We start from the raw sequence: 23,074 nt of genomic DNA on the forward strand, positions 1-23,074 counted from the left end.
CCCGCAATGAAAATTACTCGACTGATTATCGCGCTATTAATACTTGCCTTCATAAGCGGCTGCGCTGTGGAGGAAGGGAAGTTGTCCGGCGGCCAGGGAAAGAAAACAGTTGTTACTATGGACCAGGCGATAACAGAGTACCTGGAAAACAGTATCATTCCCATTTCTGAACCCCCCGGCGTGAAGACATTTGCGGCTTGCGACCTGCTCGGGGTATCCGAAAACGGGAACGAAAAAACAGCCTACCTGTTGGCGGACATACGAACATATGGGGTTGAACCGAGCGTCGGCATCGGTCCCCGCAGCGCGAGTTTCCTGCCCTTGGCGCTAACCATGAGAGAGGAGAACGGCAGTTTTACGGTCGTTGGGCACCGGCAGCCGCGCGACGGCACGTATAACTGGCCGGATATAAAACAAATTTTCCCCCAAGAATACCACGAGAGGATTCTAAACTACCACAAAACGGGGAAGGGTCAAGAAATGGAGCAATCTATCAGAGAAAAGGTAAACAATTATTTAAAGACGGCAGGAATAGAGTATACAGGATGATATTATCATTGAACATTTTCCCGACGTACTTTGTTAAATATTTTCACTGCGGAGATTATCAATATTAAGCCCAGGATCAGCTTTAATGACCCGCCGGAAACATAAAGAATTAGCATTCCGCCGATAAATGAGCCAATGATCGAACCTATCCCCATGGGTAGCACCAGTTCTTTAATATCTTGTTTTTGCGTGAAGGCACCATTGGCATAATGTCTGCCAAGTCCAATAATCACGGTTGGCAGACTGATCAGGATGCCGGCGGTTCCCGCCAGTTTAATATCGGCGCCAAAAACAAGAATTAACGTCGGAATAATTAACTCTCCCCCGGCAACTCCAAGCAGGCTGCTAATCATGCCGATTCCTGTTCCAAATGCCAGACCAATAAGCAGCAAAACCGGCAAAGGTGCTTGAACTCCTCTGGCAGCAAAGGGATAAAAAGATTCCCCAATAAGTAATAGCCCGATAGATAATAGCAGAGCCAAAATAACCTTCTCCAAGGCATGTTCGGATATTTTTTTGGTATAAAGCGCCCCAATATAAGCGCCGCCCATTCCTCCCGCAATTAATGATAAAATCACCGGTGCAAGCGGCAATAATTTAGCAAATGGTGCGCTGGGAATTCTAAAAATCAGAGATGATAAAAGTGTAATGAAACTTGCGGCTAAGTTAAGAGACACTGCCTGACGGGCTGAGTATTTGAACAGACCCACCAATACAGGCAGCCGGAACTCCGCTCCGCCCAAGCCGATTAACCCGCCCAAACATCCGATAGGGGCGCTTGTCAGCAAGGCATATAGGGGTTTTTTATTCATTAATCAGTCCTCCCTAATATTGAGCAAATACTAGTAATACATAACAGTGTTAAATACAACAGGATCCTGTTATTAAATGATACTATTTAATACTAATTGATACTATAATTAATCTTACAATATGTTATAATAGATGACAAGAAAAATTTTTATATTATTTCGTATTAAATAACATGGTTGATTCTTAGACAGAAATGTTTGAGGTGATTATATGACCGATTTATTGTCCTATTCTCCGGAAGAGATATGTAAGCTGTTAAAAATATCCAAGGGAACGGTTTACGAATTATTGAAGCGTGGAGAAATCCCTTCCTATCGCGTTGGTAAAAAAATAAGAATAAGTCAGACCGACCTGCAGGCTTATATGCATACAACGAATCCGGTACAAAAATCAACTGCTCCAATTAAACTGGGCTCATTGGAACAAATGATTATAGAAAATCAGGGATTAATTATCTGCGGGCAGGATATCGTCTTGGATGTGCTGACAAGATATCTGGAAAAAAAGAATCCGATGCTCCGTTCTTTACGTGCTTATGTTGGAAGTACTGATGGTTTGCTGTCGCTTTATCGTGGAACGGCAAATATCACGGCAGCTCACTTATGGGATGGCGAAACGGGAGAATATAATATCCCCTATGTCCGAAGATTGCTGCCAGGCCAACGGACTGTAATTATCAATTTAGTTTACCGCACCGTGGGGTTTTATGTAGCTCCCGGCAATCCCCTGGCTATTTATGATTGGCCGGACCTGCTCAGACCGAACATAACATTTTTCAACCGTGATAAAGGGTCTGGAGCGCGAGTGTTGATTGATGAGAGCTTGCGTAATCTAAACATTGATTCCCGTTCAATCAAGGGTTACGCGAATGAAGGAATGAGCCATATAGCAGTTGCCAGCGCAGTTGCCAGAGGGATTGCCGATGTCGGATTAGGTACCGAAAAAGCCGCTTTGCAGGTACCTAAAGTAGAGTTTGTTCCTTTGAAGAGAGAACGCTATGATTTAGTTATATATAAACATGATTTGGAAAAATCTAATTTCCAGACCTTGCTATCCATCTTAAGGTCAGTTGAGTTTAAAGACGAAGTAAAGGGAATGGGTGGATATGATACTTCAATAATGGGAGAAATTGTTGGGGAATTGTAAATATAGGGGTTGCAGGGTTTATTTTGGTGAATGCATGAAAAATGATTTGCACCCAATGCATGTTTCGCGGATGGTTGAGTCGATTCAGTAAATTAAGCCGGCAGGGGAGAAGGGGGTTAAGCTCCTTCTTTTTTGTGTCTCATGGTCTGCCTATGGCATAAGCGCCCGATTGCCATGGGGCTGATGCGCGAATATAATCTATGTAGGGACTAGTCTGCCGCGTCTTGCGGAACGCGGTTGACAAGAAAGAGGAAGTGTAAGTGGATATATTGCAGGTTCAAATCAAACATGCCGGTTATGCAAGCAATAAAAAAGCTGTTGAGAATATTAACTTCTCTCTGAAGAAGGGCGAACTGGCAGGGTTAATCGGACCCAACGGAGCCGGGAAAAGCACAACGATTAAAGCTATTTTGGGATTGTTGCCGGAGATGGAGGGAGAGGTGAAGCCGGCAGGGCAGAAGGCCAGGTATGCTTATATACCTGAAAACCCCGTTTTCTACGACGAGTTGACTTTGTGGGAACACCTGGAGCTGGCGGCGGCGGCATACGGCATGGCAGAATGTGAATTCCTGGCCGAGAGCGGGAAATTGCTTGAAATATTTCGCTTGCAAAAGGAAAGGCACCATTTGCCGGGCAGTTTTTCCAAGGGCATGCAGCAAAAGGTCATGCTCATTATCGGTTTCTTGATCAAAGCCGACATTTATATCGTGGACGAGCCTTTTATCGGGCTTGATCCAAGAGCGACAAGGGATTTTTTAAGCCTGTTGAAAGAAGAAAGCAAGCGCGGCGCCGGTGTGCTGATGTCGACGCATGTTCTGGACACGGCGGAAAAAATTTGTGATTCCTTTGTTTTACTGGCTGACGGAAAACTGGTTGCTCAAGGAAATCTGGCACAGATCCGTGAAATCTGCCGGATGCCGGGGGCTGCCCTTTTTGATTGCTTTAATAAGATCTTGGAGAACTTAGCATGATTTCGGCAACACAAATGTTTTTCAGACGAGTGAAATCGGAATGGAAATTTCAATACAAGGTGTGGAAAACCGCGATTGATTGGACGGTCGGTTTATATATCTTGCTGCCCGCCGTGCTGATTGGCCTGGACGGCTATATCTCGTTGTGGAAAAACCAATATGGCTGGATTGAGGCGCTGCCGTTTTATTGGCTTTTAACGCTTATTTATTTATTTGCCTGGTCGGGCGGCACCAGAACGTTTTTGGAAGAAGGAGACCAGCTTTTCTTGCTGCAGCGCAGGAGCTGGATCAGAAGAATTATGGCGTTCGGCGCCGGCTATACCGCAATGCTCAATCTCTTAGTGAGCCTTTTGGTTTTTTCCTTGCTTGCCCCGCTATTATTCATCAATTATAAGCTTTCCGCAGTCCAGTTTGCCCTGTTTCTTGGGTTTGTCTTTTTGTTCAAAACGAATACAGGCATGGCCAGACAGCTTTTTGAATTACGTTTTCAAGGCTGGAAACAGGTAATTGCCATGAAAATAGCATTTGTTTTAATGAGCTTTGTTTTCGTTAAAGGTGTCCTTTTTCTTCTAGGCCAGCCCCGCTTGCTTTTGAACGCCTGCGCAATGCTTTTAATTGCTCTCGGGTTCTTGACCAAAATGAGACTTGAGGTGAGGGGAAGTTTCTTCGACGATGTCGCCCGGGAGCAGCGTTACCGGTTAAGATATGCTTCTCTTTTGCTGAGCATGTCGGGTATAAACGTAAAAAGGCCAAAATCACCAAAGAAGCGTCCTTTAATCCTGCGCCATTCAAATCACCTGTTCCGGAAACGCCATGCCGTTAATTTATTGGTTGAGCTCTGTATTAAATCGGTTTTGCGAAATAATAGAAGTCTTTTGTTTTACGCGCAAATGGTGGCAGTCGGTATACTGCTCGTATTGTCTTTTCCCTTCTGGTGGAAGTGGATTATTTGGCCCGGGTTGGCTTGCCTGCTGGCTTTCCTGGCTGGCTTATACTGGAAAGAAGTTGTTTCCTCCGATTTTGTACAATTATTTCAATGGAAGTCCGGGGACAAGAGCGCGGCCGCCGGCAAATCCATGTTTCTGTTAATGCTTCCGGGATTTTTGCTGATCAGCCTTGCTGCCGGCTGGCAAACCTTTTCCTGGATGGGCGCTTGCCTGGCATTACCGGCCGGGATCGTCCTCGGTTACTACATAACTAAATTGATTGCAATTTTCATTTAAGACCAGGTAAGGCCGGGCGAAATTTTATTAACGGTATATGAAATTTTTTTTGTGTCTTTTAATGTATTAAGAATCGGCGGAAACAAAATTTAATTTTTCAAGGGTAACCTCGTGTTCACCTGTATTTAGGTGGTATAAAGAAGAACCTTTCTGGACCGTGTCGTTGGAGATATATTTGTATTTCTGCGGTAAAATTGATATTTCTGCAATTTTGCCGTCCTTATTTATTTTTTTTACCAGATCATTATAATTAGCCTTGTCCGTATCAGAATCAGTCTCGTGGGTTTGCACAATGATTTGATCATCTTCCTCGCCGAGATAGCTGGCTCCTACCAGCCAGTTTTCTGATTCAATGAGCAATTCATTTTCCAGCTTGTTATTGAAATCGTAAATTTGCATTATGCAGGCGTGCCCGATTTCATATCCTTTTTCTTTAATTAATAATGTCTTATATATCTTTTCTTCCGGGGTCAGGCGGCCTTTTTTTATTTCGATGATATTCGCGCTCTGGTTCTCCAGTTTGAATAAATATGATTGTCCACCTTCCTGGTCGGCTAACACTATATATGGTATGTTGGATTTTGTAATGCCAAAATCAATTAGAGGTTCAATCATTAAGCTGCTAATTTGGTAGCGAATAATATTTTCTGACTCCACAGTGCCGATAATTCCTTTAGAAGCGTCAAGTACATATAACCGGTCATCCGGACCGACACTTATTTTAACCACTGATAAGTCGTCCGGCAGTTTAAACGAGTCATCTTTTTTCCCGCTGGAGTCAAAAGACAGAATTCTGTTCTTCGCGGTATCGAGTAAATAAAACCCACCGTCTGATTTTATGGAAAAACATTCCGGACCCAATAGTGCGCCTGAACGTTCCATATAGTTTAGATCTTCCGGACCGGAACCGACTTTGATGGAGGATACCGCCTCATTCGCGGCTTTCTGTTTTGAGTTGGAACAGGCGGAACAAGCAAAGAAGGTTAATGTGAGTAAAAAACAAATTATTTTTTTCACGGCGCGTTTTTCCTCCGACTTAAATTAAGATTTAATTATTATTAACTAGTTTGTAATATATAGACAGTTTGATGACGAATAAAGTTCCGCATATTTTTCAGCCGTTACGATTAATTTGTGAACCCGTCTGTTTCTTACAACGTCTTTAATGTAGAGGTTGTCTTAATAGCTGAAGCGCGATGAGGTTTTGCCGGCAAGCGTTTGGACGTTGACGCTTACGGTTTGGCAGGAAATAAACTGTAGGGGAATATAAAATGTTTTCAAGGACTCTTGCAAGAGCTATTCTTTTGTTCCTGGCGCTTGCCGTTTTCTTAAGCGGCTGTGAGGACGGCGGGCCGGGTGAAAACGATCTTGCCGGCGGGGTGCGCGTTATGCTGAAACCGTTGGAAAATCTGCCTGTATTCCCCGGGCGGCTGGCAGTAATTAGCCAGGGAGACCTTTGGGTGCTGGAAAGCGGCAAGGAACCGCTGCAGCTGACCGGCGACGGCTGCAGCCATTGCCCGGCCTGGTCCCCGGACGGGCAATGGCTGCTCTTTTTCAAATATGATCCCGCTGAAAAATGGAATAGACACTACTCCTTGTGGGTTGCCCGCGCCGACGGCGGAGGGATTTACAGCATCGAGCCGGAAAAGCAGGTGCTGGATGCCCGGTGGTCCCCGGCAGCGAACAGTATAGCCTACCTTACGGCAAAACAGGGCGAAAGTGTTGGGAGCGGGGAATGCAAGCTGGCCGCAGTCACTGACAAAGGCCCCGGAGCTCCTCTGGCGCTGGCGGACGCGTCTGAAAAAATAATGAGCTTTTGCTGGCAGCCCACCGGCGAAAAGCTTGTTTATACAAGGGCGGAAGAGCATCCAAATGCAAAAGAAAATCTCACTATCAAGGTCACGCCTGTCAGCGGAGGCGAAACCAAAACGCTCCTTGACGTAGCGCCGGAATTTTTGCCGGATGCGGGAACTGCCCCTGCTTATCTGGGTGGTCTTACGTTTTCTCCCAATAACATTGACTTCAGCTTTTTCAGTTATCCTTTTTCAGCGTCCCTGACTGCCGACGGTGTGCCTTTATATGCAACAACAATGATGGGAAATGACCCCAAACAACTCGCGACCGCACTCGCTTACCCCGACTGGGTTGACTGGTCTCCCGGCGGCGACTGCCTGGCGTTCATTGAAGGCGGCGGCAGGGAATCTTTTTTCAACAAGCGGCTTTCCGTGGTGCCAATTAACCGTCCGGAAAAAGCGGCAATGCTCACCCCCGAAGGGTACGTCGACCGCGACCCGGCCTGGTCGCCAAAGGGTGATTTCATTGCGGTCAGCCGGTCGGAATCGTCGCGAGTGATTAGCGACCGGCGCGAGGAGTGGCCGCCGTCTTCAATCTGGCTGGCCAGCCCGGACGGTGCCGGGGCGAGGCAGATCAGCAGCGGTGAAGTTCCCGGCTGCTTGGACTGCAGCCCCTGGTGGGTCGAGGGCGGCGAAAGCCTGATGTGGGTGCGGCTGCAGGGGGAAAAAGCCTCGATCTGGCAGGCCGGGGCGGATGGAAAAAATGCTGGAAAAGTTTTTGAGGAACTGGATGTCCCCCAGGGCTATTACGGCGCCTATAAATGGGACGAGGTATTGGCCTGGCATCCGGGCGGGTTGTATCACCCCCTGCCTTTCCCCAGTGAACAGGCGGGAGAAATCAGATCTGTCGGCGACAATTACGTGCTAATAGACAGGACAACGTATGGTGATCACAATTACTACCTCGATCACCCTTCATCAGACGGAATGAAACTCATCGTCGGTTTTATTGAAACTGCGGAGTTTAAAGAATATAAAGACGGAGAACTCATCTTCAGGGCAAGAGGAGGCAGCGATACCGGCTACTTCCAGTTTCCTTACCTGTTGATTTACAATCCCGTCAAAGAAGAGTTGAGAAATGAGGAACTTTTCTTGCCTTTAAATGAACAGGAACAGGTTTCTTTCGGAAAACGCACCTGGAAGCAAGTTATTACCAATTTTGCAATAGAAGATCCCGTTATTCATTTCGACTTTAAGCCGGCGCCGGGAGAAGTACTTGCCGGTGGCCATCCCCTGCCGGAAACAACTGTGCAGTACAGCGAGGAAAATAACGAATTGGTATTCAGCTTTTTCAACGTGGAATTTGCTGATACTTTCCAGGATAATACGCATTTTGCAAGCCCCGGCCTGAAATTTGCGAAGGAGTTCAATTTTGAGCAACTGCCGGGGCGGCCGGGAGACGAGCAAACTCCGTCTCAGCCGCCTGTGGTGAGAGCAAGGATTTCGCTGGAAGGAAGTCCCCAGTATAACGCCGCGATATCATATTTCGGGGGAATCGGTTACGATAGAACTGTCCGGTGCACGGTAAACTTTCAGTAGTGAAGGAGAATTATAATGCGGAATGTATTCCACAGGTATTGAGCAAGCAATATATTTTGAATTTTTTCCTGATGACGGGGATGAGAGTACCCCGCTTCCTCTAATCTATGGGGAGATTAAAAACCGGGATATTACGCAAGTGTTGGTGCATGATATAGAATCTCAAGCACAGCAACAAGCTAAAATAATCAATATATTTTTTCAGTGACAGAAACGGCCCGTCCCTTGCAGGTGAACAGGCCGCTTCTTTATATCATCCCACCAATTTAGCTATCCGGGAAATTAATATACCCTTTCTACCATATAAAGAGAAAAAAGGAAGCCGTTTTGATACCCCTCTCAAAAAAAATTTACACTTGCACCATCCGTCGGAGCGTTTTCCTGCATCATATTATATGAGGGGGTGAAAGATGAGTGGGTAATAAAAGCGATCAATACATCACACTTGAAATGATATCGCGTATTTGCTCAGGAGATATCACTGCTTATGAAGAATTTGTCCGGGAGCAGTGGGCGGCTGCCGTTCGCACCTGCTGGCTGGTATTACGCAATGAATACGATGCGGAAGAAGCCGCGCAAAACGCTTTCATCAATTTATACAAGTGTCGTAGTCAGCTAAAGGATCCCAATAAGTTCCGCGTATGGTTTTATCAGATTTTGCTGAACGCGGCGCGCCAACAGTGGAGCCGCCGGCCGAATACGGCATCCGTGCCTGATATGGAGGTCATGGACCCTGCCGATAAGATTGATCAGACAGAGACCAGGATTGCGGTACGGGAAGCCATGCTTAATCTGGGCAAACAGGAAAGAATTGCGCTGGTTTTACGCTACTTTTGCGATTTAACTGACAGGGAAGCAGCGATTGTGGCAGGCTGGTGTCTTGGCACATATAAGTGGCGGCTTGCCAAGGCGCGTCGCCGGCTCGTCAGAAAACTTAAAGACGACGGTCAAACATTAAAAGAGCAATTTATAAAGGAGTGAATGATTCATGGATGAGTTGATTAAACAGGGAATACAACAAGATGCCGGTCACTGCCAGGTTCATTCCATTCCATGGGACCAAATTCGTGAGCGCGCTTTTGACGATACGAGCGCTAATACAACTTTTCAGAGGAATGCGGTAATTCACAAAATCTGTTACAGCTTTGCCGCCGTAGTTGTAATCGGCGCACTTGTGATCATGTCCGGTTTTATTTCCCCGGCCATAGCCAGGGCGCTGGAGCAAATTCCCGTTATCAACGCGGTGTTTAATTTTGTCGAAGACAGGGGAATTCAGAACGCAATCGATAAAGGTTTCGTTACACAGCCAAACCTAACGGCCACGGACAAGGATATTTCCGTTACCATAACAGATGTATTGTATGATCAGGGGAGGATCGATATTGGATATACAGTCACGACTTCCAGACCTAACCTTAATCCTGAAACTTTCCCCGGAGATTTGATCCTTCCTTTAGGAGCCCCGGGAATGCAGTTTTTTGCCAATGGTAAGCCTATTCAGAATACTACGCAGGCAACGTGTGAAAAGATGGATAACGGTCGGGTTGGGCTGGTGGAAATCTACCCCAGTGATGATTTACCTGAAACATTCAACCTGGAGGTGGCGATTCATCAAATCGGAAAGGAACAAGGAGAATGGCTGCTTGGGCCGATTCCTGTGTCAAGGAAAGACACAGATGCGGCCACCAGGACATTTTCACCAATGAAAAAAGAGACATTTGGAGAAACCTCTGTCATGGTAAAAGAAGTAAAGATTTCTCCGTTAAGCACGCTAATCGAGTATGAATCAATTCGCCCACTTACAGAGGAATTTTATTTTAGTGCTGTAATGGACGATAAAGAGAATAATATCCCGCAATGCGCTTCGATAAGACTGAGTCACCAAATTAAAGGAGATACGAAAATTACGATTGCCCGATTAGTATGTGAGGCACCCAAAAATATACCAGAATTTCTTGTTCTTGTTCCTCACACAGCCGGCAGCCAACAGCAAAACATAAAAATTCCACTAAAATAATGAGCATCCTTAAAGTATTGTGTTTAGATTTTATGAATTACTCCACCCTGCTCAGGGTGGAGTAATTCAGCCTATTATCCGGTTGTCACTTTAGTGATAATATATATGGCCATTTCCGTATGCAAGACCAGCCCCTTTGTTATAGATCCTCATTTTATAGGTTCCTGCTGCTACATTATTAAACGTAATTGTCGTACTTTTACTTGTATACAAACCATCAACCCGTATCTCCCCAGTGGTTTGACCACCACTTGTTGCTATGAGTTGGTAAGTAAGCCAGGCTGGGATCTGATTATCATAAAGATATGACCATTGCACTAAAACAACACTAACATCTTGCGTTTCTGATACAGTAAATGTATTTTTAGTATCAATAGGCTGTTCTGGTACCAGCCCTGTAAACTCATAGGATAAATATGGCATAAATCAAAACCTCCTTAATTTTTTAGTTTAATGTTGAGCTATTATAAACTTTACTCAGGGGTAAACTTACTCATTGCATAATGCTTGCGCCGCATTATGCTCAACGCTCGCTTCTTCACCTTCTGAACCACCGCCGGGACATTCCCGGCCTCTCAAATCCGCTTCTCCTTTTATAGCGCTTTCTAAAACAGTTGCTTATATTACTTTCTTCCAAAGTGAAGACAACGATTAAAGGGCGATTTGGACTAAACCAGACTCTTCTGCTTCACATGAGACATTGATGCTGCAGTAGTTGAGGCTCTACTTGCCGGCGGATTTATCCAGGGCAAAATACTTCCGCAACTTTTTCAACGCACGCTCTTTCGCGCGATGAACCACAGGCTGTGATATCCCCAGTTTCTTGGCTGCCTCTCGCTCGGTAAATCCATCCAGAATCGTTGCCCGCACCACTCTTTGCTCTTGTGGCGTTAACAACAAGAGGGCTTCCTGGACAAATATCATACCCTCGGCTTCACCGGGAACATCTACGGCAGCAGGAATGACATCAATCATGGTCAACTTATCGGGATCAGCGCTTTGAGACGCCGGACCATTCAGGAGCAAAAGCTCGTGTTCATTCAGTTGCCGGTACTTTTTAGTTAATCTGATTGCTTCATGGCGCAGGCCGGTTAAAAACCAAGCAATTGCCCGGGCTTCCTCTGGATCAAAATCATGAACACCAGATTTTCCAGAAGAACCGTCAAGTACAATGAATAATCTCACCTCCCATCATGGTAACTAACTTGCCCTCTTACCATATAAAGAGAAAAAAGGAAGGCTTTTTGATACCCCCCTGTCTTAAAAAAGTTTTCTATTTTTATCTGCAAGTTTTTAAGCGGGATATTGATGAATCGCGTTCATTAACCAAATTACCAGATCTGAATAACATTCAAAATAATGACCCGATCTGCGGCTATATTTTTTAACTGCCGGATTTAATCGATAAACCATTTGAACAAAAGCCTTCTCATCACCACTCTTAGCCCTTGCAACTAACTCATGGAACTTGGTTTTTCTTTCCAAGTCACTCAACCTCCCTTTACCTTTCAGAACCACCAAACAATCGATCATGAATCACCTGCCAGCTTCCCATGGCGGAAGCCGCCACCAGCAAACCATTAAGAACACAAAGCGGAACATTTTTTATCGTAAAACTCCCTGCGGCGATATCGGCCAGAAAAACGATTCCTTCAGCTACCACCACCACAAGACAGCGAGTGGAAAAACGCTTCAAAAAACCAAGATCCTTAATGGAATCAACCACCAGAACAGTCGCGGCCACCGCGCCAGCTAGGGTGCCAAGAGTAGCATAAGTAAACAAATCCTGCATTCCATCACCACCTCTCGAAGATAAAAAGTATCTATATGTATAGAAACGTGCAGATCAAAAAACATTGGCGGGACTGTTATAAGGTATTACATACCTTAGATCCAATGTTTTACACTTCTATCTTTCGACAGGTTTTGTCTTATTTCCTATATTTAACTGGTATTCTATAATATAGACGATTATAAGCAAAAAATAGTTCTACATATTTTTCAACCAGATCTAAAATAGTTTGTCACTCAATTACCATACTTTGGCTACAACATCACTTATTCCTGGCATTACTCACGGATCATAGCCATGGAAGCGCGAAACAAACTTCGGATTTCCTTTGTCTAGCTTGGGCCGATTTGAATTAGAACTCCATAATTAGCGTACGTTCCGAAAAGCCTTTTGAACTTAAGAACATACAGTCCTGTAATCAACTCATTAGGCGCTAGCGTTTCATGTATTAGCTTACAAATCCAAACGCATTTTATTAACTCTCTACTATGTAAAGAGAAAAAAGAGGGGCTTTTTAATGCCCCCCCCCCAAGAAATTCTATTGTTTTTGTCTCTAAGTTCCCAGCGTTCTTTGAATAATAAATGTTTGCTGTATATGATTATCAATACATCAAGAGCAGAACAATGCTCCCCAAAGAATGGTTCATTATGATTAGTTTTGTGAACCTGTCTGTTTCTCACAACGTCTTATATATAGAGCTCATGAGAAATAGATTAGTTGAAACGATAGCTTGGCAAGACGAACAGTATTGACACCAAGGGGAATTCCCGTTGCAAGGTTGTTAGACTGCCGGACAAGTATTATCAAAGGTCAAAACATGAATTTAAAAATGTTGATCGCAAAAGTTTAGTCAGTTCAGTAATTGTAGAGAGCGGGCGGAGATGAGTAGCTTGAGGTTTAAAAGTTACTATTGGTCAGTGGTCCTGGTCGGCCTTGTTCTTGGAGTAATGCTATCTGTGCAATTCCGTATTACCAGGGATGTGCAGCATAATAAGGCTATCCAGAGAGCACAAGAATTGGCGGACCAGGTGGAACAGATGAAAAAAGAACACGAAGTTCTGCAAGCGCAATTACTCAGAATGCGCGGGCAACTGGAAGGTTTGTCCAATGAGTCTCTCTCGCCGCAAATTAAAGAAGAGATGGAGCTCGCGACGATTTTCGCAGGTTTGACCAAGCTTACCGGCAGCGGTGTGGAAGTGACCTTAAGAGACAGCAACGCTTCACAAAAATTCATAGACAATCCAAACGCCTATCTCGTGCACGATGAAGACATATTAAAAGTAGTGAACGAACTTAAAGCGGCAGGAGCCGAGGCTGTCGCGATTAATGGGCAGCGCGTGATAGCCGCCACCGAGATCAGCTGCAACGGCCCCGCTATCAGAATCAATAAAAAAGCGCTTGCTCCTCCTTTTGTCATAACTGCCATCGGCAGCCCTGAAACCATGGAAAGCGCCTTGAAGATGAGGGGCGGTGTAATTGACTACTTGCAGTTTTTTGGCATCCAGGTTTCGGTTAAAAAGCTGGAGCAGCTAACAATCCCGGCTTATTCGGGAAGCATCAAGTCGGATTATATAATAGAAGCGGATATTGACACTGAGTTTAACGCGTTAAATCAATCTTAAAAAAGAGCTCAGAGAGAGGTTTTAAGTTTGAAGAAAAGGATTTTTTTCTTGTCAATTTCCTTCGTTGCCGTTTTGTCGGGAGTGATCCTGGGCTACCAGTTTCGCGCCACCAGCGCCGGCAATAATGTTGTCCCCCTGGATAGAGAGCAGGAATTGGCTTTGGAGAAAAAAAGCCTGGTAGAGGATTTGTATGAAATGCGGGTAGAAATTTCCGATCTGTCAGCCAGGCTGGACCAGGCCGGGGTAGGGCAAAGAGAGGCTGAGCAAGCGCTGGAAAGGGAACTGGCCAGAATAAGACGATTTGCCGGCTTAGCCCCGGTGTCCGGGCCGGGAGTGGAATTGGTTGCGCAAATTCACCCGGAGCAGGATGGGCCCGGTACTGTCCAGCCCCCAAAAGATATCACCGACGAACATCTTTTAAAAATTGTTAACGAATTAAACAAAGCGGGCTCGGAAGCCATAGCCATAAATGGCCAGCGGATCACGCCCATCAGCGAGATACGCTTGGCCGGCAGCCACATCAACGTTAACGGGACTCCCATTTCACCTCCTTACCATATCACCGCCATCGGCAATGCCTCCGCTATAAAGAGCAGGCTGGAATTAAAAGGCGGCCTTGTCGACATCCTTAACGAATATGGCATTTCTGTTGAAACGCAGGAAAGAAATGAAGTTATGATACCGGCTTTTGCAGGGGAGCTAAATTTTGAATATGCGAAACCTCTAAAAGAGAACTAATCCCCATACGTTATTCACCGACATAATATGCCATGAAATCCCAACACGAAGTATAGCCGTGAAAACCGAAAAGATCCTCCCTACAGGAAGCAGTTCCGCTAATTTTTCCGGCTGCCCGCCGTCAGCCCTGATTATCCAGAGCGTGTTGTCCCGCGCGTACAGGATGCGGTCCCCATCTTTAGCCCAGAGCGGCTGGCATACGCCTGTTCCGGCCGCGGTTAGGGATGAGCGCCAGTCGCCCGTCACCTAAAGCAGACCCTGCCGGACGAAAGCCAGATCGCCTTGATCCTTGAAGGCCGCCGTATTTACATCCGGGGATTCGCTGCCGGATCGCCGGAGGCCGGTGAACTTCCTGGTTCCGCCGCTTGAACAGGCGTGGCGACAGCCAGGGTTTTTAAAGTTTGATTTAAAATGGTTGCCAGTTCCGCACGCGTTATTTTCCCGTCAGGCCTGAATTCATTGCCGGTGTACCTCATTATGCCGGTGTTGAAGACAAAGCTGATGTCGGATTGTTGTTTTTGGGTCAAATTTGTCGTGTCGGTATAATCCGGCCACATCATCGTGGTAACTACCGACAGCTTTTTGGCCGTAAAAGAATCGACTATCGCGCTGGCTGCTTCGGCTCTGGCAATAGTTTCATGGGGCCTAAATTTTCTGTCAGCGGTATTAAAGATATTTTTATAGCCTGTAATCATGGCAGCCTTGCCGTACCATGAATTATCCTCCACGTCGTCATACAGGTCGGCGGGGACAGGCGCTTTGATAAACTGTAAATCATCTATATTCAAATCAAAGGTTTTCACTAAACATACCGCCAGTTGCGCCCGGTCAACAAACTCGTCCGGGCTGAATTTATTATCCCCCGTGCCGAGCATTATCCCTTTTTCGTAAACGGCTTCAATATCGGCGGAGGCTTGATGCGACTGAATGTCGTCAAAGGGTGCCCGGGCAAAGCCGGCGTGCGGGGCTATTAGAAGAGCTGATAACAAAAAAAACATAAGGAAAGCGCGTCTCATTTTTTTCTCCTCTTTCTCTAAATTGTATTTAAATTATGGACGACGGAAGACATGAAAAGGTTCACGCTAAAGCGGATAGAAAAAATTGGGTATGGTAATAAAGAGTAAGCAACGGCCGGCTTTTGCATGGGATACCAATAGCGAGAAGGTGTAAACACAATAATGTCGAAAATGTAAGTAATAATCATATCGGACGAATGGGTGGACTTATTCATACTGTAAAAAATAATAAAAGTTGAGCACGAGAAAAAACGAGAAAAAATGAACGACAATAACGACAGAGATAATTCTGCCATAAAAACAACAATAAAACAGAAATACCTGGGTAATAAAGGCATAGTTGTATTTTTAGCGCTGCTAAGCGCTTTTGTGCCGCTTTCAACCGACCTATATCTCCCTGCCTTACCCACCATGACGGATTATTTCCAGGTGCACGAATTCCAGACAAATCTTACCCTGATTCTGTTTTTTATTTTTTTCAGTCTCGGAACTTTGGTCTGGGGGCCGTTGAGCGATAAATACGGGCGCAGGCCCGTTTTGCTTGTTGGTCTAACCGGCTATACTATTGCAAGCGTTTTGTGCGCCGTTTCGTTGAACGTCTACCAACTGATATTTTTCCGGATTCTGCAGGCTGCCGGTGGAAGTGCCGCCAACGCTTTGGCAACGGCTATTGTCAAAGACATGTATTTGGGCAGAAAACGTGAATCAATTCTGGCGCTGGTACAGTCAATGGTAGTGATCTCACCTGCCGTGGCGCCGGTCATAGGGGCGCTGTTGCTGACATTTACCTCCTGGAGAGGAGTTTTTGTCGCTCAGGTAATTATCGGCGTCATTGCCTTCACCGGAGCGGTCGTGTTTCAGGAAACGCTGAAGTTGCGAAGCAGGGGCAACCTCATTAATACATTAGGGCGGCTTGTCGTGGTGCTCAAAAACCCCGGGTTTTCTTCCTTGCTTATTATTTTCTCAATGACGGCCATACCAGGGATGGCATTCATATCGTCATCTTCTTACATCTATCAGGACACTTTCAGGTTGAGCAGCCAGGTATACAGCTATTATTTTGCCTTCAACGCCGCGGGCATGCTGATCGGACCGCTGCTCTACATGAGACTTTCAGCTCAATTTAAACGATTTTCGATCATTAACGCCTGCTTCGCCGCTATGATCTTGAGCGGGTTTCTGGTTTGCGCGCTGGGAAGGCTCGGACCGTGGGTGTTTGCGGTATTGCTGCTGCCCGCGACGATCGTGGGAAGCTGCACCCGCCCGCCGAGCACATATCTTATGCTGGAACAGCAGAAAGGCGATGCCGGTTCGGCATCGTCGCTGATGAGTTCGTGCGCGACAGTGATGGGAAGTGTGGGAATGATAATCGTTTCCCTGGGTCTGGGTAATTTAGTTCTGATTGTCGGCGCGCTGAACATTATATTCGGATTGCTTTGCGGAGGATTGTGGCTGGCCGTAACAAAAAGACCGTTTTTAAATGTTGTGCGGGAAATGTGAAACAATAGGGCAATAGATAAGAAAACGTCTATGGATTAATAAGCCATAGACGTTTTTCTTATCTATTGCAAAACCGTTCACATGTTTTAAAAGTCTATATAAAGTGATAGGCTTTTTAACCGGTTAAAGCTTTGAACGCGGAAAAACGGGAGGAATTTTATGGTTGTTGTAGATCCGGATAGGGTTAGAAAGGCGTGCCGGGGTGACTCCGACGCTTTTTTAGAACTTATTCAGGAGAGAAAGGACGATATATACAAGCTGATATACACCTATGTAAAGAATAGAGAGGATGCCCTGGATGTGCTTCATGATGTCGTTTACAAGCTGTATATATCCCTGAAAAAGCTTAAAACCCCGGAGTTTTTTAATGCCTGGTTGATCAGAATCACGGTAAACTGCTGTATCGATCAATTGAGAAAGAGCAAGAAAATTGCCGGCTTCGAAATAAAATATGACGATCCTGGAGCATTGGAACAAATTGCTGACGACAGTCAAAATCACGGGGAGCTAATCATCTCCAACATTGACTTATTCAATGCCATAGACAAGCTCAGCATAGAACAGCGAACTGTAGTTATTTTAAAATACTTTCAGGATCTAACCCTGTCCCAAGTCGCGGAGGTGCTGGCATGCCCGGTTGGAACGGTCAAAACCAGGCTGAATAAAGCACTGCGTTATTTAAGACGGGAACTGAAGGAGGGATATTAATGAGTAAAAATTATCAAGATGATTTCAACCATATAGTGGTTCCTGAGGAACAAGTGGACATGGTCATCCAAAAGGCCGTCAACAAAGGAAAAAGGCGGCTAATAATAAAAAAACGAATAATGGTGAGCATGTCGGTGGCCTTGCTCTGTGTTTGCATCCTGGGCAGCGGCTTTGTGTCAACTTCGGTGGCCAGGGTGTTGGTAAACATACCGTTTGTCGGCTCGGTATTCGAAAGGGAGAAGTTTGTTTGGAGCGGTCTGGAAAATGTAGATGGCGAAGATATAACTAAGCTGGATGATCTGCAGATTACCGACCATGGGGTTACTGTGGCGATTCGGGAAGCCTATTATGACCAGTCAGGTTTCACTGTCGGATATGTGGTCAGCGGCGCAGAGCTTTCCGACGAGACGGTTTTCCATGCGAATTTTTATTATAACGGGCAAGGTATTTCCGGGGGAGGTGGAGCCAGTTACGAGAAGATATCCGATAAACTTTACGTTGGCTTAACGCAATTCCACCCTGGCCCTGAATTCTCTTTCCCTGATAGTATCGACCTTGAGGTGATATTGGCCGATGATATGGAAAAAATTAATAAAAGCCCTTACCGCTTTAAAATCCCCCTATTGCGCAGCAATGCGGATGCAAAGACCAAGGAATTGCCGGTGATGAAAGCTGCGGATAATGGGGAAAGGACACTTCTGCTGAAAAAGATAGTTTTTACTCCAGTTTCCACGGTGGTTGACTATGAATATACTCATCCTTTAGAGGACAGAAAAGAAGATGGTGGTGATAACTATGATGTGAAACTGATAAATGGCAACGGCATTGAATTGAATCCCGGTTCTTTCAGCCGGCATGGCAGTATGAATGAAGAAAAGCTGGTTGATGCCTGCCGGGTCAACTTCCCGGCTATCAACGAACCCGCCGGCAATATGGCTTTTGAACTTCTATTGCCAGAAAACCAGAGTATCAGGGTTGATTTTGAAATAAAATAAAGACAACCGGAAGCACAAGCGGACAGGCAGAGCGTCACCGTGCGGTAAGGTTCGGAAGGCTTGAAGGCTAACCTCTGAACGAAGCGAAAGTGAACTGGGGTCGGCAGGTGTCCACGCAACCTTGGATAATAAATGGCTAAGGGAGATCGGGCTGATTTCGCTAAAATCTATCTGCCGGAAATTCGTGTCTCAAAGGTCAGAGTAAGGGTTTGGAGGAGCCGTTGTGCGATGACCCGCCTGCGCACGGCTCTGTGAGAGGGGCAGTTTAGCTGCCCCTACTCGATTTTTAATGGGACCATTCAGGTTTAAAAAATAATTATGTGGGCCTTTTGTGGAAACCTTTAGTTTTCAGCGTTTTCAATAAGCTGCGGCTCGCTCCCCGCAATCTTATACCGGCGCTCTTCCACTACAGCCCCATCTTCCCTGGTTTTCCTGAAAACTATAAGCTCATAACCGTCAACGGTTTTGTCCTGGGAGGTCTCGTAGATATATCTGACCCCGTTTTCAATCCTTTCTCTGGTGCCGAGCCAATACGGGCAGTTGTTAAGAAATGCATCGTATTTGGTATTATATCCGAAGAAAAGCTTGTTGGATGCGTCCACATTGATATCCGGCAGCTTCCTGGCCACATGAGCCGCGCTGACCTCCGCCGCTCTCCCGATGCCTTTTAAGTACTCCGCCGCCTGCGCCTCCTGCTGCCTGGCAAGATCCGCATAGTCTCCCTGGGAGGACAGTACTCTGTCCTGAAGTTTTCCGGGAAACATTTTTTTTAGCGAGTCCACGTACCCCGCTCCATCCTGCGGCTCTTTATAATCCAATAAAGAGTACGCGCCGTTTTCATCCTTGGAAAATATCATTACCGTTGGAATGGCTCCACTGCCGCTGACCTTGGTGAAAATGCCGTTTTCAAAGCCGAAAATCCCGATGCTCGCTATTGTGTATACCTTAACCGTCCCGTTGTTCTCTTCGCTATCCAGGATGATGTGTCCTTCAGTTACTGTTTCTCCCGCACCGTACGCGTAACTTCGAGATTTTATAGCCATGCCTGCCGCGCTATCCATATCTCCTGGTTTTTGGTTTAAGTACAAGGTTTCTTCCCCGATAACCATACCCATCCCCGGCTGGACAGTATAATACATCAAGCCGTCGTAAACAATCGTCACCTGCTTTTCATCTATCCTTTGCCCCTGTGCGTCCAGCAGAGTGACAGTCACCTGGCTTTGGCTGTCCGCAGGGAGCTGGCCGGCCGGAGCGACGGGCGACCAATAGACCGGGGTATCCAAGGGCAGTTCAATCGTTGACAAGTTTTTTGACACCTTGCCGGTAGTGACCTCCCAGGTAAGAAGCGTCCCGCTTTCTGTTGCATAGCGCGCTTTGGTGGCGGAACCGCGGTATTCCGCCGCAATCCGTATCCCCGGCGTACTGGACATGATCAGCGCGTATTTTTCAGGGTACACGTGCAGCCGGAAGGCCAGACTCTTTAACAATGTCTCAAGCGCATTGATATCCTTTGCGTATTCCCGCAGGTCATTATCATAGCTTTTCTGCACTTCATCTCTTGAATACTGGTACTGGTATGCAGAGGGTTGGTCCGCCCCTTTGACATTAAAGGTGATCACATCAACGTTGTCAATCAACGCGAACATTATCACCGCATTATCGCGGAGAGCCGCTTCAACTTGCCGGATGTCCAAATTGACACCGCTAAAATCGTAGTCAACCGTAACGCCATAAGGAGCGGATTGGGTCTGCAGCGAAACCGCCCGGCGCTGAGCAGCATACGGCAGGTTGCTGATCAGGTTGACCACCCTGCTGTTGTCTCCCACGTAAGCGGTTTTATATTTAAAAAGCGCTTCCGCGTTATAACCGGCAAAACCTGATGAGGGGTTCCGCCCGGCCAGACCGTCTGTCAGCAGTACGGGGCCCAACACCGCTAAACAAAGCAATCCTATTACCAGCGCCAGTCTCCTGCGGCTCTTGAAAAAGTCGGCCATCTTGATCATGTTTATCCTCCGCTCAATATTCTTCCGGTCGTCCACCATGCCGAGCAGCTTCGGGGCAAGCTCCGGCGCGGCAAAACCCTCCAGCGCGGCCAGCAGCGCCCGGCCGTAATCTTTGTATTCCGTACTCTCCAAAACAGAGAGCACCAGCTCGTCGGTAGCGACTTCCATATCCTGCCGGATGCGCCGGAAGCAATACCAGATAACCGGATTGAACCAGTGCACAGTCTGTAAAACCAGCAGAAGATAGTTTACCGGCACATCTTTTCTTTTATAATGCGCCAGTTCGTGCAGCAGGATATATTCAAGCTCTTTGTCGCTTAAATTCAACACCGCCGGGGATAAAAGAATTTTAGGCGATCTCAGACCAAACAGGGAGGGTGTGCCAACCGAGTCCTGAATAATAAGTGAGATGTCGGTGCTCCTGTCGAGCCCCATTTTAACCTTACAGACGTCAAAAATATGTAATATCCTTTCATCTTGCACCGGCGAGCCCCGGCGCAACTTTCTATGCAGCGAATAGCAGGTGAAAACAAGACACAGCATTGTTAACGCCGCACCGGCGGCCCAGGCGTAGGGCAGCAGGCTCTCAATCATTGCCGCCGTTTTAAAAGCCTCGGCTTGCTGTTGGGCAGGCGGCTGATATGGCAGTGAATTCCCGGCTTCCCAAGAAGCCTCGTGCCGCTGTTCCATTTGATTCGCGATCCCGCTCATATTCTGCCGCGGCACCTCCGGCACCGTGTTAAAAAGGCTTACCGCGCTTTCGGGGCCAAACGGTATCAAAAGCTTCAATACCATAACTATCCAAATGAGATAGTGCCACTTGGCGCTTAATCTGTTTTTCAATACCCCTTTGATTAAAATAATCACCAGCCCCGTAATGGTGGCATAAAAAGAAGCTGTTAGAACGTAGTGAAAAATTTCAGCCATAATCATAACTCCTCATCCAGCAGCTTTTTTAAGCTGTCTATCTCCGTCTGGGATATCTTCTGCTCCTTGATAAAACTGGCGAACATCAGATTTAACGAGCCGTCGTACACCTTTTGCAGAAAGGATTTGCCGGCGTAGGCCCGGTATTCGCTCTGGCCGACCAGCGGCGAATACAAAAACGCCTTGGTTTCAGTTTTTTCAGCTTTTATTGCCCCCTTTGCGGCAAGGCGGGTGATCAGCGTCTGAATAGTTTTGGGCTTCCATTCTGAGGTAGTTGTCAGTCTATGTACAATCTGTGCACTTGTCGCGTGGCCAAGCTCCCATAGTATCTTCATGACCTCCAACTCGGATCCTGAAATTTGCGGCAATCCTTTCATTCAGGCCCCCTCCATATGATTACATTTGTAAGTTTGATTCTAATATTACATTCGTAATCCAATATTGTCAATACTGATCCTCTTATTGTAAAACTAATAATTATACGGGCTCATAGTAGATTGGGTTGTTCAATCTAGAATAAAAAATTCGCTGGCAAATGCAGTTTTACAGAAAGACAAGGTGGCTGACGTTCTGGGAATTTTAAAAAGCGCGTTGGAAAAAAGTCAGCAAGAACTAGACCGATTAAAAAAAGAAAAACAAATTTTGGTTGAAAGCATATAGTAAAATCTTGCTATACCATATCATGTTCAGAGGGATTAATCAGTAGAGTATCTTTTGAAAATGAGGAGATTACTTCATGTCTATCATCAGCGATGACCGGACAGGATTGTTTCATTTACCGATCCAGATAATCTCTACACCGATTCCCCCGGCAGAGGCTAGAATTTCGGGATCTCCGGTGACCACCGGCGCATCTAGCTCTTTGCCTAACGAGAGCACAAAGGAATCGGCATAGGACAATCTCCCTTTCGCTTTAATCCGGGCGGCATCTCTTACCTTCGTCCAGGTTGCTTCGACAAGGACGAGTGATTCTTCAGCCAAAGTATTTTTTACCACTTCCTCAGCCACCTGCTCACCCTTCCTGCGCAAAAGGATGTAATAAATCTCTCCCAGACTAATAATGCTCATGAAAATCTCCGGCTCTTGAGCGGTGATGATTTCAGCCACGGTTTGCGCGCCAGGTTCGTCCTCAATTAAGGCGAGGACGGCATAGGTATCAAATACATATCTTTTGGGGCTCAATACTTCTCCTGCTTTCTTTCTGTCCTGCGCTCTTTGAGCAACATGTCTGTTAATTTTTCGTCTTTGCTCATGTATTTACCCCTAATGCTCAACAGAGGATTCCTGGGCAGGGGCCGTAGTATAATTGATCCATCAATTTCTTCGACAGCCAGTTTATCACCTTTTTTTAAACCATATCGTTTTCGCAAAAAAACAGGAATAGATATTTGACCTTTTTCCGAAATGGTAACTTTATGCATTAATCTTACCTCCGGCAACAATCTTACTCCTACTTATTATACTACTTCAGTTATTGCCAAAGCAAATAATTGTGCAATGCTATTCATATCCTGGAAAGCAGCAGCGGAAAATGAATTCCGGAAAAATTGTGTACAGGTAGAAACCCCAATCGTTGTAAAAAATGATAGTTTTCCAGAATGCTGGGAAAAAATCGACAGGCGGCTGAAGGATGTAGAGGAGAACGTGGGATCCGATGTAAA

General features: G+C 46.0%; 26 protein-coding genes. 14 read left to right on the forward strand and 12 right to left on the reverse strand.

All coding sequences use genetic code 11. The annotated features are described in order from the left end of the window. Positions 1–6: 6 nt before the first annotated feature. On the forward strand, positions 7–549 hold the full coding sequence (locus L9W92_RS12865) for a hypothetical protein (protein WP_240084157.1): 543 nt from the start codon (positions 7–9) through the stop codon (positions 547–549). A 5-nt stretch (positions 550–554) separates the two neighbouring features. Here L9W92_RS12865 and L9W92_RS12870 read toward each other — a convergent pair whose 3' ends face one another. After that, positions 555–1,361 carry a sulfite exporter TauE/SafE family protein gene (locus tag L9W92_RS12870; RefSeq protein WP_282442362.1) on the reverse strand — a complete coding sequence of 269 codons (807 nt, stop codon included), beginning with the start codon at positions 1,359–1,361 and terminating at the stop codon, positions 555–557. A 211-nt stretch (positions 1,362–1,572) separates the two neighbouring features. Here L9W92_RS12870 and L9W92_RS12875 point away from each other — a divergent pair, with 211 nt between their 5' ends. From L9W92_RS12875 to L9W92_RS12885, 3 genes are all read left to right on the forward strand, one after another. Further along, positions 1,573–2,508, forward strand: coding sequence for a helix-turn-helix transcriptional regulator (locus tag L9W92_RS12875; protein ID WP_240084159.1), 936 nt, complete (start codon positions 1,573–1,575; stop codon positions 2,506–2,508). Between the two features lie 260 nt (positions 2,509–2,768). Further along, positions 2,769–3,479, forward strand: a complete 711-nt coding sequence (locus tag L9W92_RS12880) for an ABC transporter ATP-binding protein (RefSeq protein WP_240084160.1) — start codon at positions 2,769–2,771, stop codon at positions 3,477–3,479. Continuing rightward, on the forward strand, positions 3,476–4,702 hold the full coding sequence (locus tag L9W92_RS12885; protein ID WP_240084161.1) for an ABC transporter permease: 1,227 nt from the start codon (positions 3,476–3,478) through the stop codon (positions 4,700–4,702). The genes L9W92_RS12880 and L9W92_RS12885 overlap by 4 nt, the downstream gene beginning before the upstream one ends. Before the next feature lie 66 nt (positions 4,703–4,768). Here L9W92_RS12885 and L9W92_RS12890 read toward each other — a convergent pair whose 3' ends face one another. Next, positions 4,769–5,719 carry an NHL repeat-containing protein gene (locus tag L9W92_RS12890; protein WP_240084162.1) on the reverse strand — a complete coding sequence of 317 codons (951 nt, stop codon included), beginning with the start codon at positions 5,717–5,719 and terminating at the stop codon, positions 4,769–4,771. Between the two features lie 254 nt (positions 5,720–5,973). On the opposite strand from L9W92_RS12890, the gene L9W92_RS12895 reads away from it, so the two are divergent. The 4 genes from L9W92_RS12895 to L9W92_RS12910 all read left to right on the forward strand — a co-directional run bounded on the left by L9W92_RS12895 (position 5,974) and on the right by L9W92_RS12910 (position 10,111). Further along, on the forward strand, positions 5,974–8,094 hold the full coding sequence (locus tag L9W92_RS12895) for a TolB family protein (protein WP_240084163.1): 2,121 nt from the start codon (positions 5,974–5,976) through the stop codon (positions 8,092–8,094). A 22-nt stretch (positions 8,095–8,116) separates the two neighbouring features. After that, positions 8,117–8,302: a hypothetical protein gene (locus tag L9W92_RS12900; RefSeq protein ID WP_240084164.1), complete on the forward strand. Its 186-nt coding sequence runs from the start codon at positions 8,117–8,119 to the stop codon at positions 8,300–8,302. A gap of 206 nt (positions 8,303–8,508) precedes the next feature. Next, positions 8,509–9,075, forward strand: coding sequence for an RNA polymerase sigma factor (locus tag L9W92_RS12905; protein ID WP_240084165.1), 567 nt, complete (start codon positions 8,509–8,511; stop codon positions 9,073–9,075). Positions 9,076–9,082: 7 nt separating this feature from the next. Beyond that, entirely contained in the window at positions 9,083–10,111 is a 1,029-nt protein-coding gene (locus L9W92_RS12910; RefSeq protein WP_240084166.1) for a DUF4179 domain-containing protein, read from the forward strand. Positions 10,112–10,201: 90 nt separating this feature from the next. On the opposite strand, the gene L9W92_RS12915 is transcribed toward L9W92_RS12910, so the two are convergent. The 4 genes from L9W92_RS12915 to L9W92_RS12930 form a co-directional block, all read right to left on the reverse strand. Further along, positions 10,202–10,534, reverse strand: coding sequence for a hypothetical protein (locus L9W92_RS12915; protein ID WP_240084167.1), 333 nt, complete (start codon positions 10,532–10,534; stop codon positions 10,202–10,204). Positions 10,535–10,834: 300 nt separating this feature from the next. Beyond that, the gene (locus L9W92_RS12920) at positions 10,835–11,296 is read right to left on the reverse strand and encodes a sigma-70 family RNA polymerase sigma factor (protein ID WP_240084168.1); all 462 of its coding nucleotides are present in this window, start codon (positions 11,294–11,296) and stop codon (positions 10,835–10,837) included. A 108-nt stretch (positions 11,297–11,404) separates the two neighbouring features. Continuing rightward, on the reverse strand, positions 11,405–11,596 hold the full coding sequence (locus L9W92_RS12925) for a helix-turn-helix domain-containing protein (RefSeq protein WP_240084169.1): 192 nt from the start codon (positions 11,594–11,596) through the stop codon (positions 11,405–11,407). A gap of 16 nt (positions 11,597–11,612) precedes the next feature. Further along, positions 11,613–11,903 carry a hypothetical protein gene (locus L9W92_RS12930; RefSeq protein ID WP_240084170.1) on the reverse strand — a complete coding sequence of 97 codons (291 nt, stop codon included), beginning with the start codon at positions 11,901–11,903 and terminating at the stop codon, positions 11,613–11,615. An 882-nt stretch (positions 11,904–12,785) separates the two neighbouring features. Here L9W92_RS12930 and L9W92_RS12935 point away from each other — a divergent pair. Both L9W92_RS12935 and L9W92_RS12940 read left to right on the forward strand, forming a co-directional pair. Next, on the forward strand, positions 12,786–13,526 hold the full coding sequence (locus tag L9W92_RS12935) for a DUF881 domain-containing protein (RefSeq protein WP_240084171.1): 741 nt from the start codon (positions 12,786–12,788) through the stop codon (positions 13,524–13,526). Between the two features lie 27 nt (positions 13,527–13,553). After that, the gene (locus L9W92_RS12940; protein WP_240084172.1) at positions 13,554–14,264 is read left to right on the forward strand and encodes a DUF881 domain-containing protein; all 711 of its coding nucleotides are present in this window, start codon (positions 13,554–13,556) and stop codon (positions 14,262–14,264) included. On the opposite strand, the gene L9W92_RS12945 is transcribed toward L9W92_RS12940, so the two are convergent. Both L9W92_RS12945 and L9W92_RS12950 read right to left on the reverse strand, forming a co-directional pair. Further along, positions 14,250–14,510, reverse strand: coding sequence for a TolB-like translocation protein (locus tag L9W92_RS12945; RefSeq protein WP_240084173.1), 261 nt, complete (start codon positions 14,508–14,510; stop codon positions 14,250–14,252). The genes L9W92_RS12940 and L9W92_RS12945 overlap by 15 nt on opposite strands. Positions 14,511–14,569: 59 nt before the next feature. After that, entirely contained in the window at positions 14,570–15,262 is a 693-nt protein-coding gene (locus L9W92_RS12950; protein WP_240084174.1) for an S-layer homology domain-containing protein, read from the reverse strand. Positions 15,263–15,541: 279 nt separating this feature from the next. Here L9W92_RS12950 and L9W92_RS12955 point away from each other — a divergent pair, with 279 nt between their 5' ends. From L9W92_RS12955 to L9W92_RS18935, 4 genes are all read left to right on the forward strand, one after another. Beyond that, positions 15,542–16,780: a multidrug effflux MFS transporter gene (locus tag L9W92_RS12955; protein ID WP_240084175.1), complete on the forward strand. Its 1,239-nt coding sequence runs from the start codon at positions 15,542–15,544 to the stop codon at positions 16,778–16,780. Positions 16,781–16,939: 159 nt separating this feature from the next. Continuing rightward, a complete protein-coding gene (locus L9W92_RS12960) occupies positions 16,940–17,488 on the forward strand; it encodes a sigma-70 family RNA polymerase sigma factor (protein ID WP_240084176.1) in 549 nt (182 codons plus the stop codon). Next, entirely contained in the window at positions 17,488–18,483 is a 996-nt protein-coding gene (locus L9W92_RS12965) for a DUF4179 domain-containing protein (protein WP_240084177.1), read from the forward strand. The genes L9W92_RS12960 and L9W92_RS12965 overlap by 1 nt, the downstream gene beginning before the upstream one ends. A 132-nt stretch (positions 18,484–18,615) precedes the next feature. Further along, positions 18,616–18,738 carry a hypothetical protein gene (locus L9W92_RS18935; protein ID WP_282442363.1) on the forward strand — a complete coding sequence of 41 codons (123 nt, stop codon included), beginning with the start codon at positions 18,616–18,618 and terminating at the stop codon, positions 18,736–18,738. Between the two features lie 86 nt (positions 18,739–18,824). Here the strand turns inward: L9W92_RS18935 and L9W92_RS12970 are convergent, their stop codons facing one another. From L9W92_RS12970 to L9W92_RS12985, 4 genes are all read right to left on the reverse strand, one after another. Further along, on the reverse strand, positions 18,825–21,413 hold the full coding sequence (locus tag L9W92_RS12970) for a M56 family metallopeptidase (RefSeq protein WP_240084178.1): 2,589 nt from the start codon (positions 21,411–21,413) through the stop codon (positions 18,825–18,827). A gap of 2 nt (positions 21,414–21,415) precedes the next feature. Beyond that, positions 21,416–21,790: a BlaI/MecI/CopY family transcriptional regulator gene (locus tag L9W92_RS12975; protein ID WP_240084179.1), complete on the reverse strand. Its 375-nt coding sequence runs from the start codon at positions 21,788–21,790 to the stop codon at positions 21,416–21,418. Between the two features lie 394 nt (positions 21,791–22,184). Continuing rightward, positions 22,185–22,595 carry a type II toxin-antitoxin system VapC family toxin gene (locus tag L9W92_RS12980; RefSeq protein WP_240084180.1) on the reverse strand — a complete coding sequence of 137 codons (411 nt, stop codon included), beginning with the start codon at positions 22,593–22,595 and terminating at the stop codon, positions 22,185–22,187. After that, on the reverse strand, positions 22,592–22,834 hold the full coding sequence (locus L9W92_RS12985; RefSeq protein ID WP_240084181.1) for an AbrB/MazE/SpoVT family DNA-binding domain-containing protein: 243 nt from the start codon (positions 22,832–22,834) through the stop codon (positions 22,592–22,594). Before L9W92_RS12985 ends, L9W92_RS12980 begins: the two co-directional genes overlap by 4 nt. Between the last annotated feature and the right edge of the window lie 240 nt (positions 22,835–23,074).

This window comes from Pelotomaculum terephthalicicum JT (assembly GCF_022410535.1).
GTDB lineage: Bacteria > Bacillota > Desulfotomaculia > Desulfotomaculales > Pelotomaculaceae > Pelotomaculum_D > Pelotomaculum_D terephthalicicum.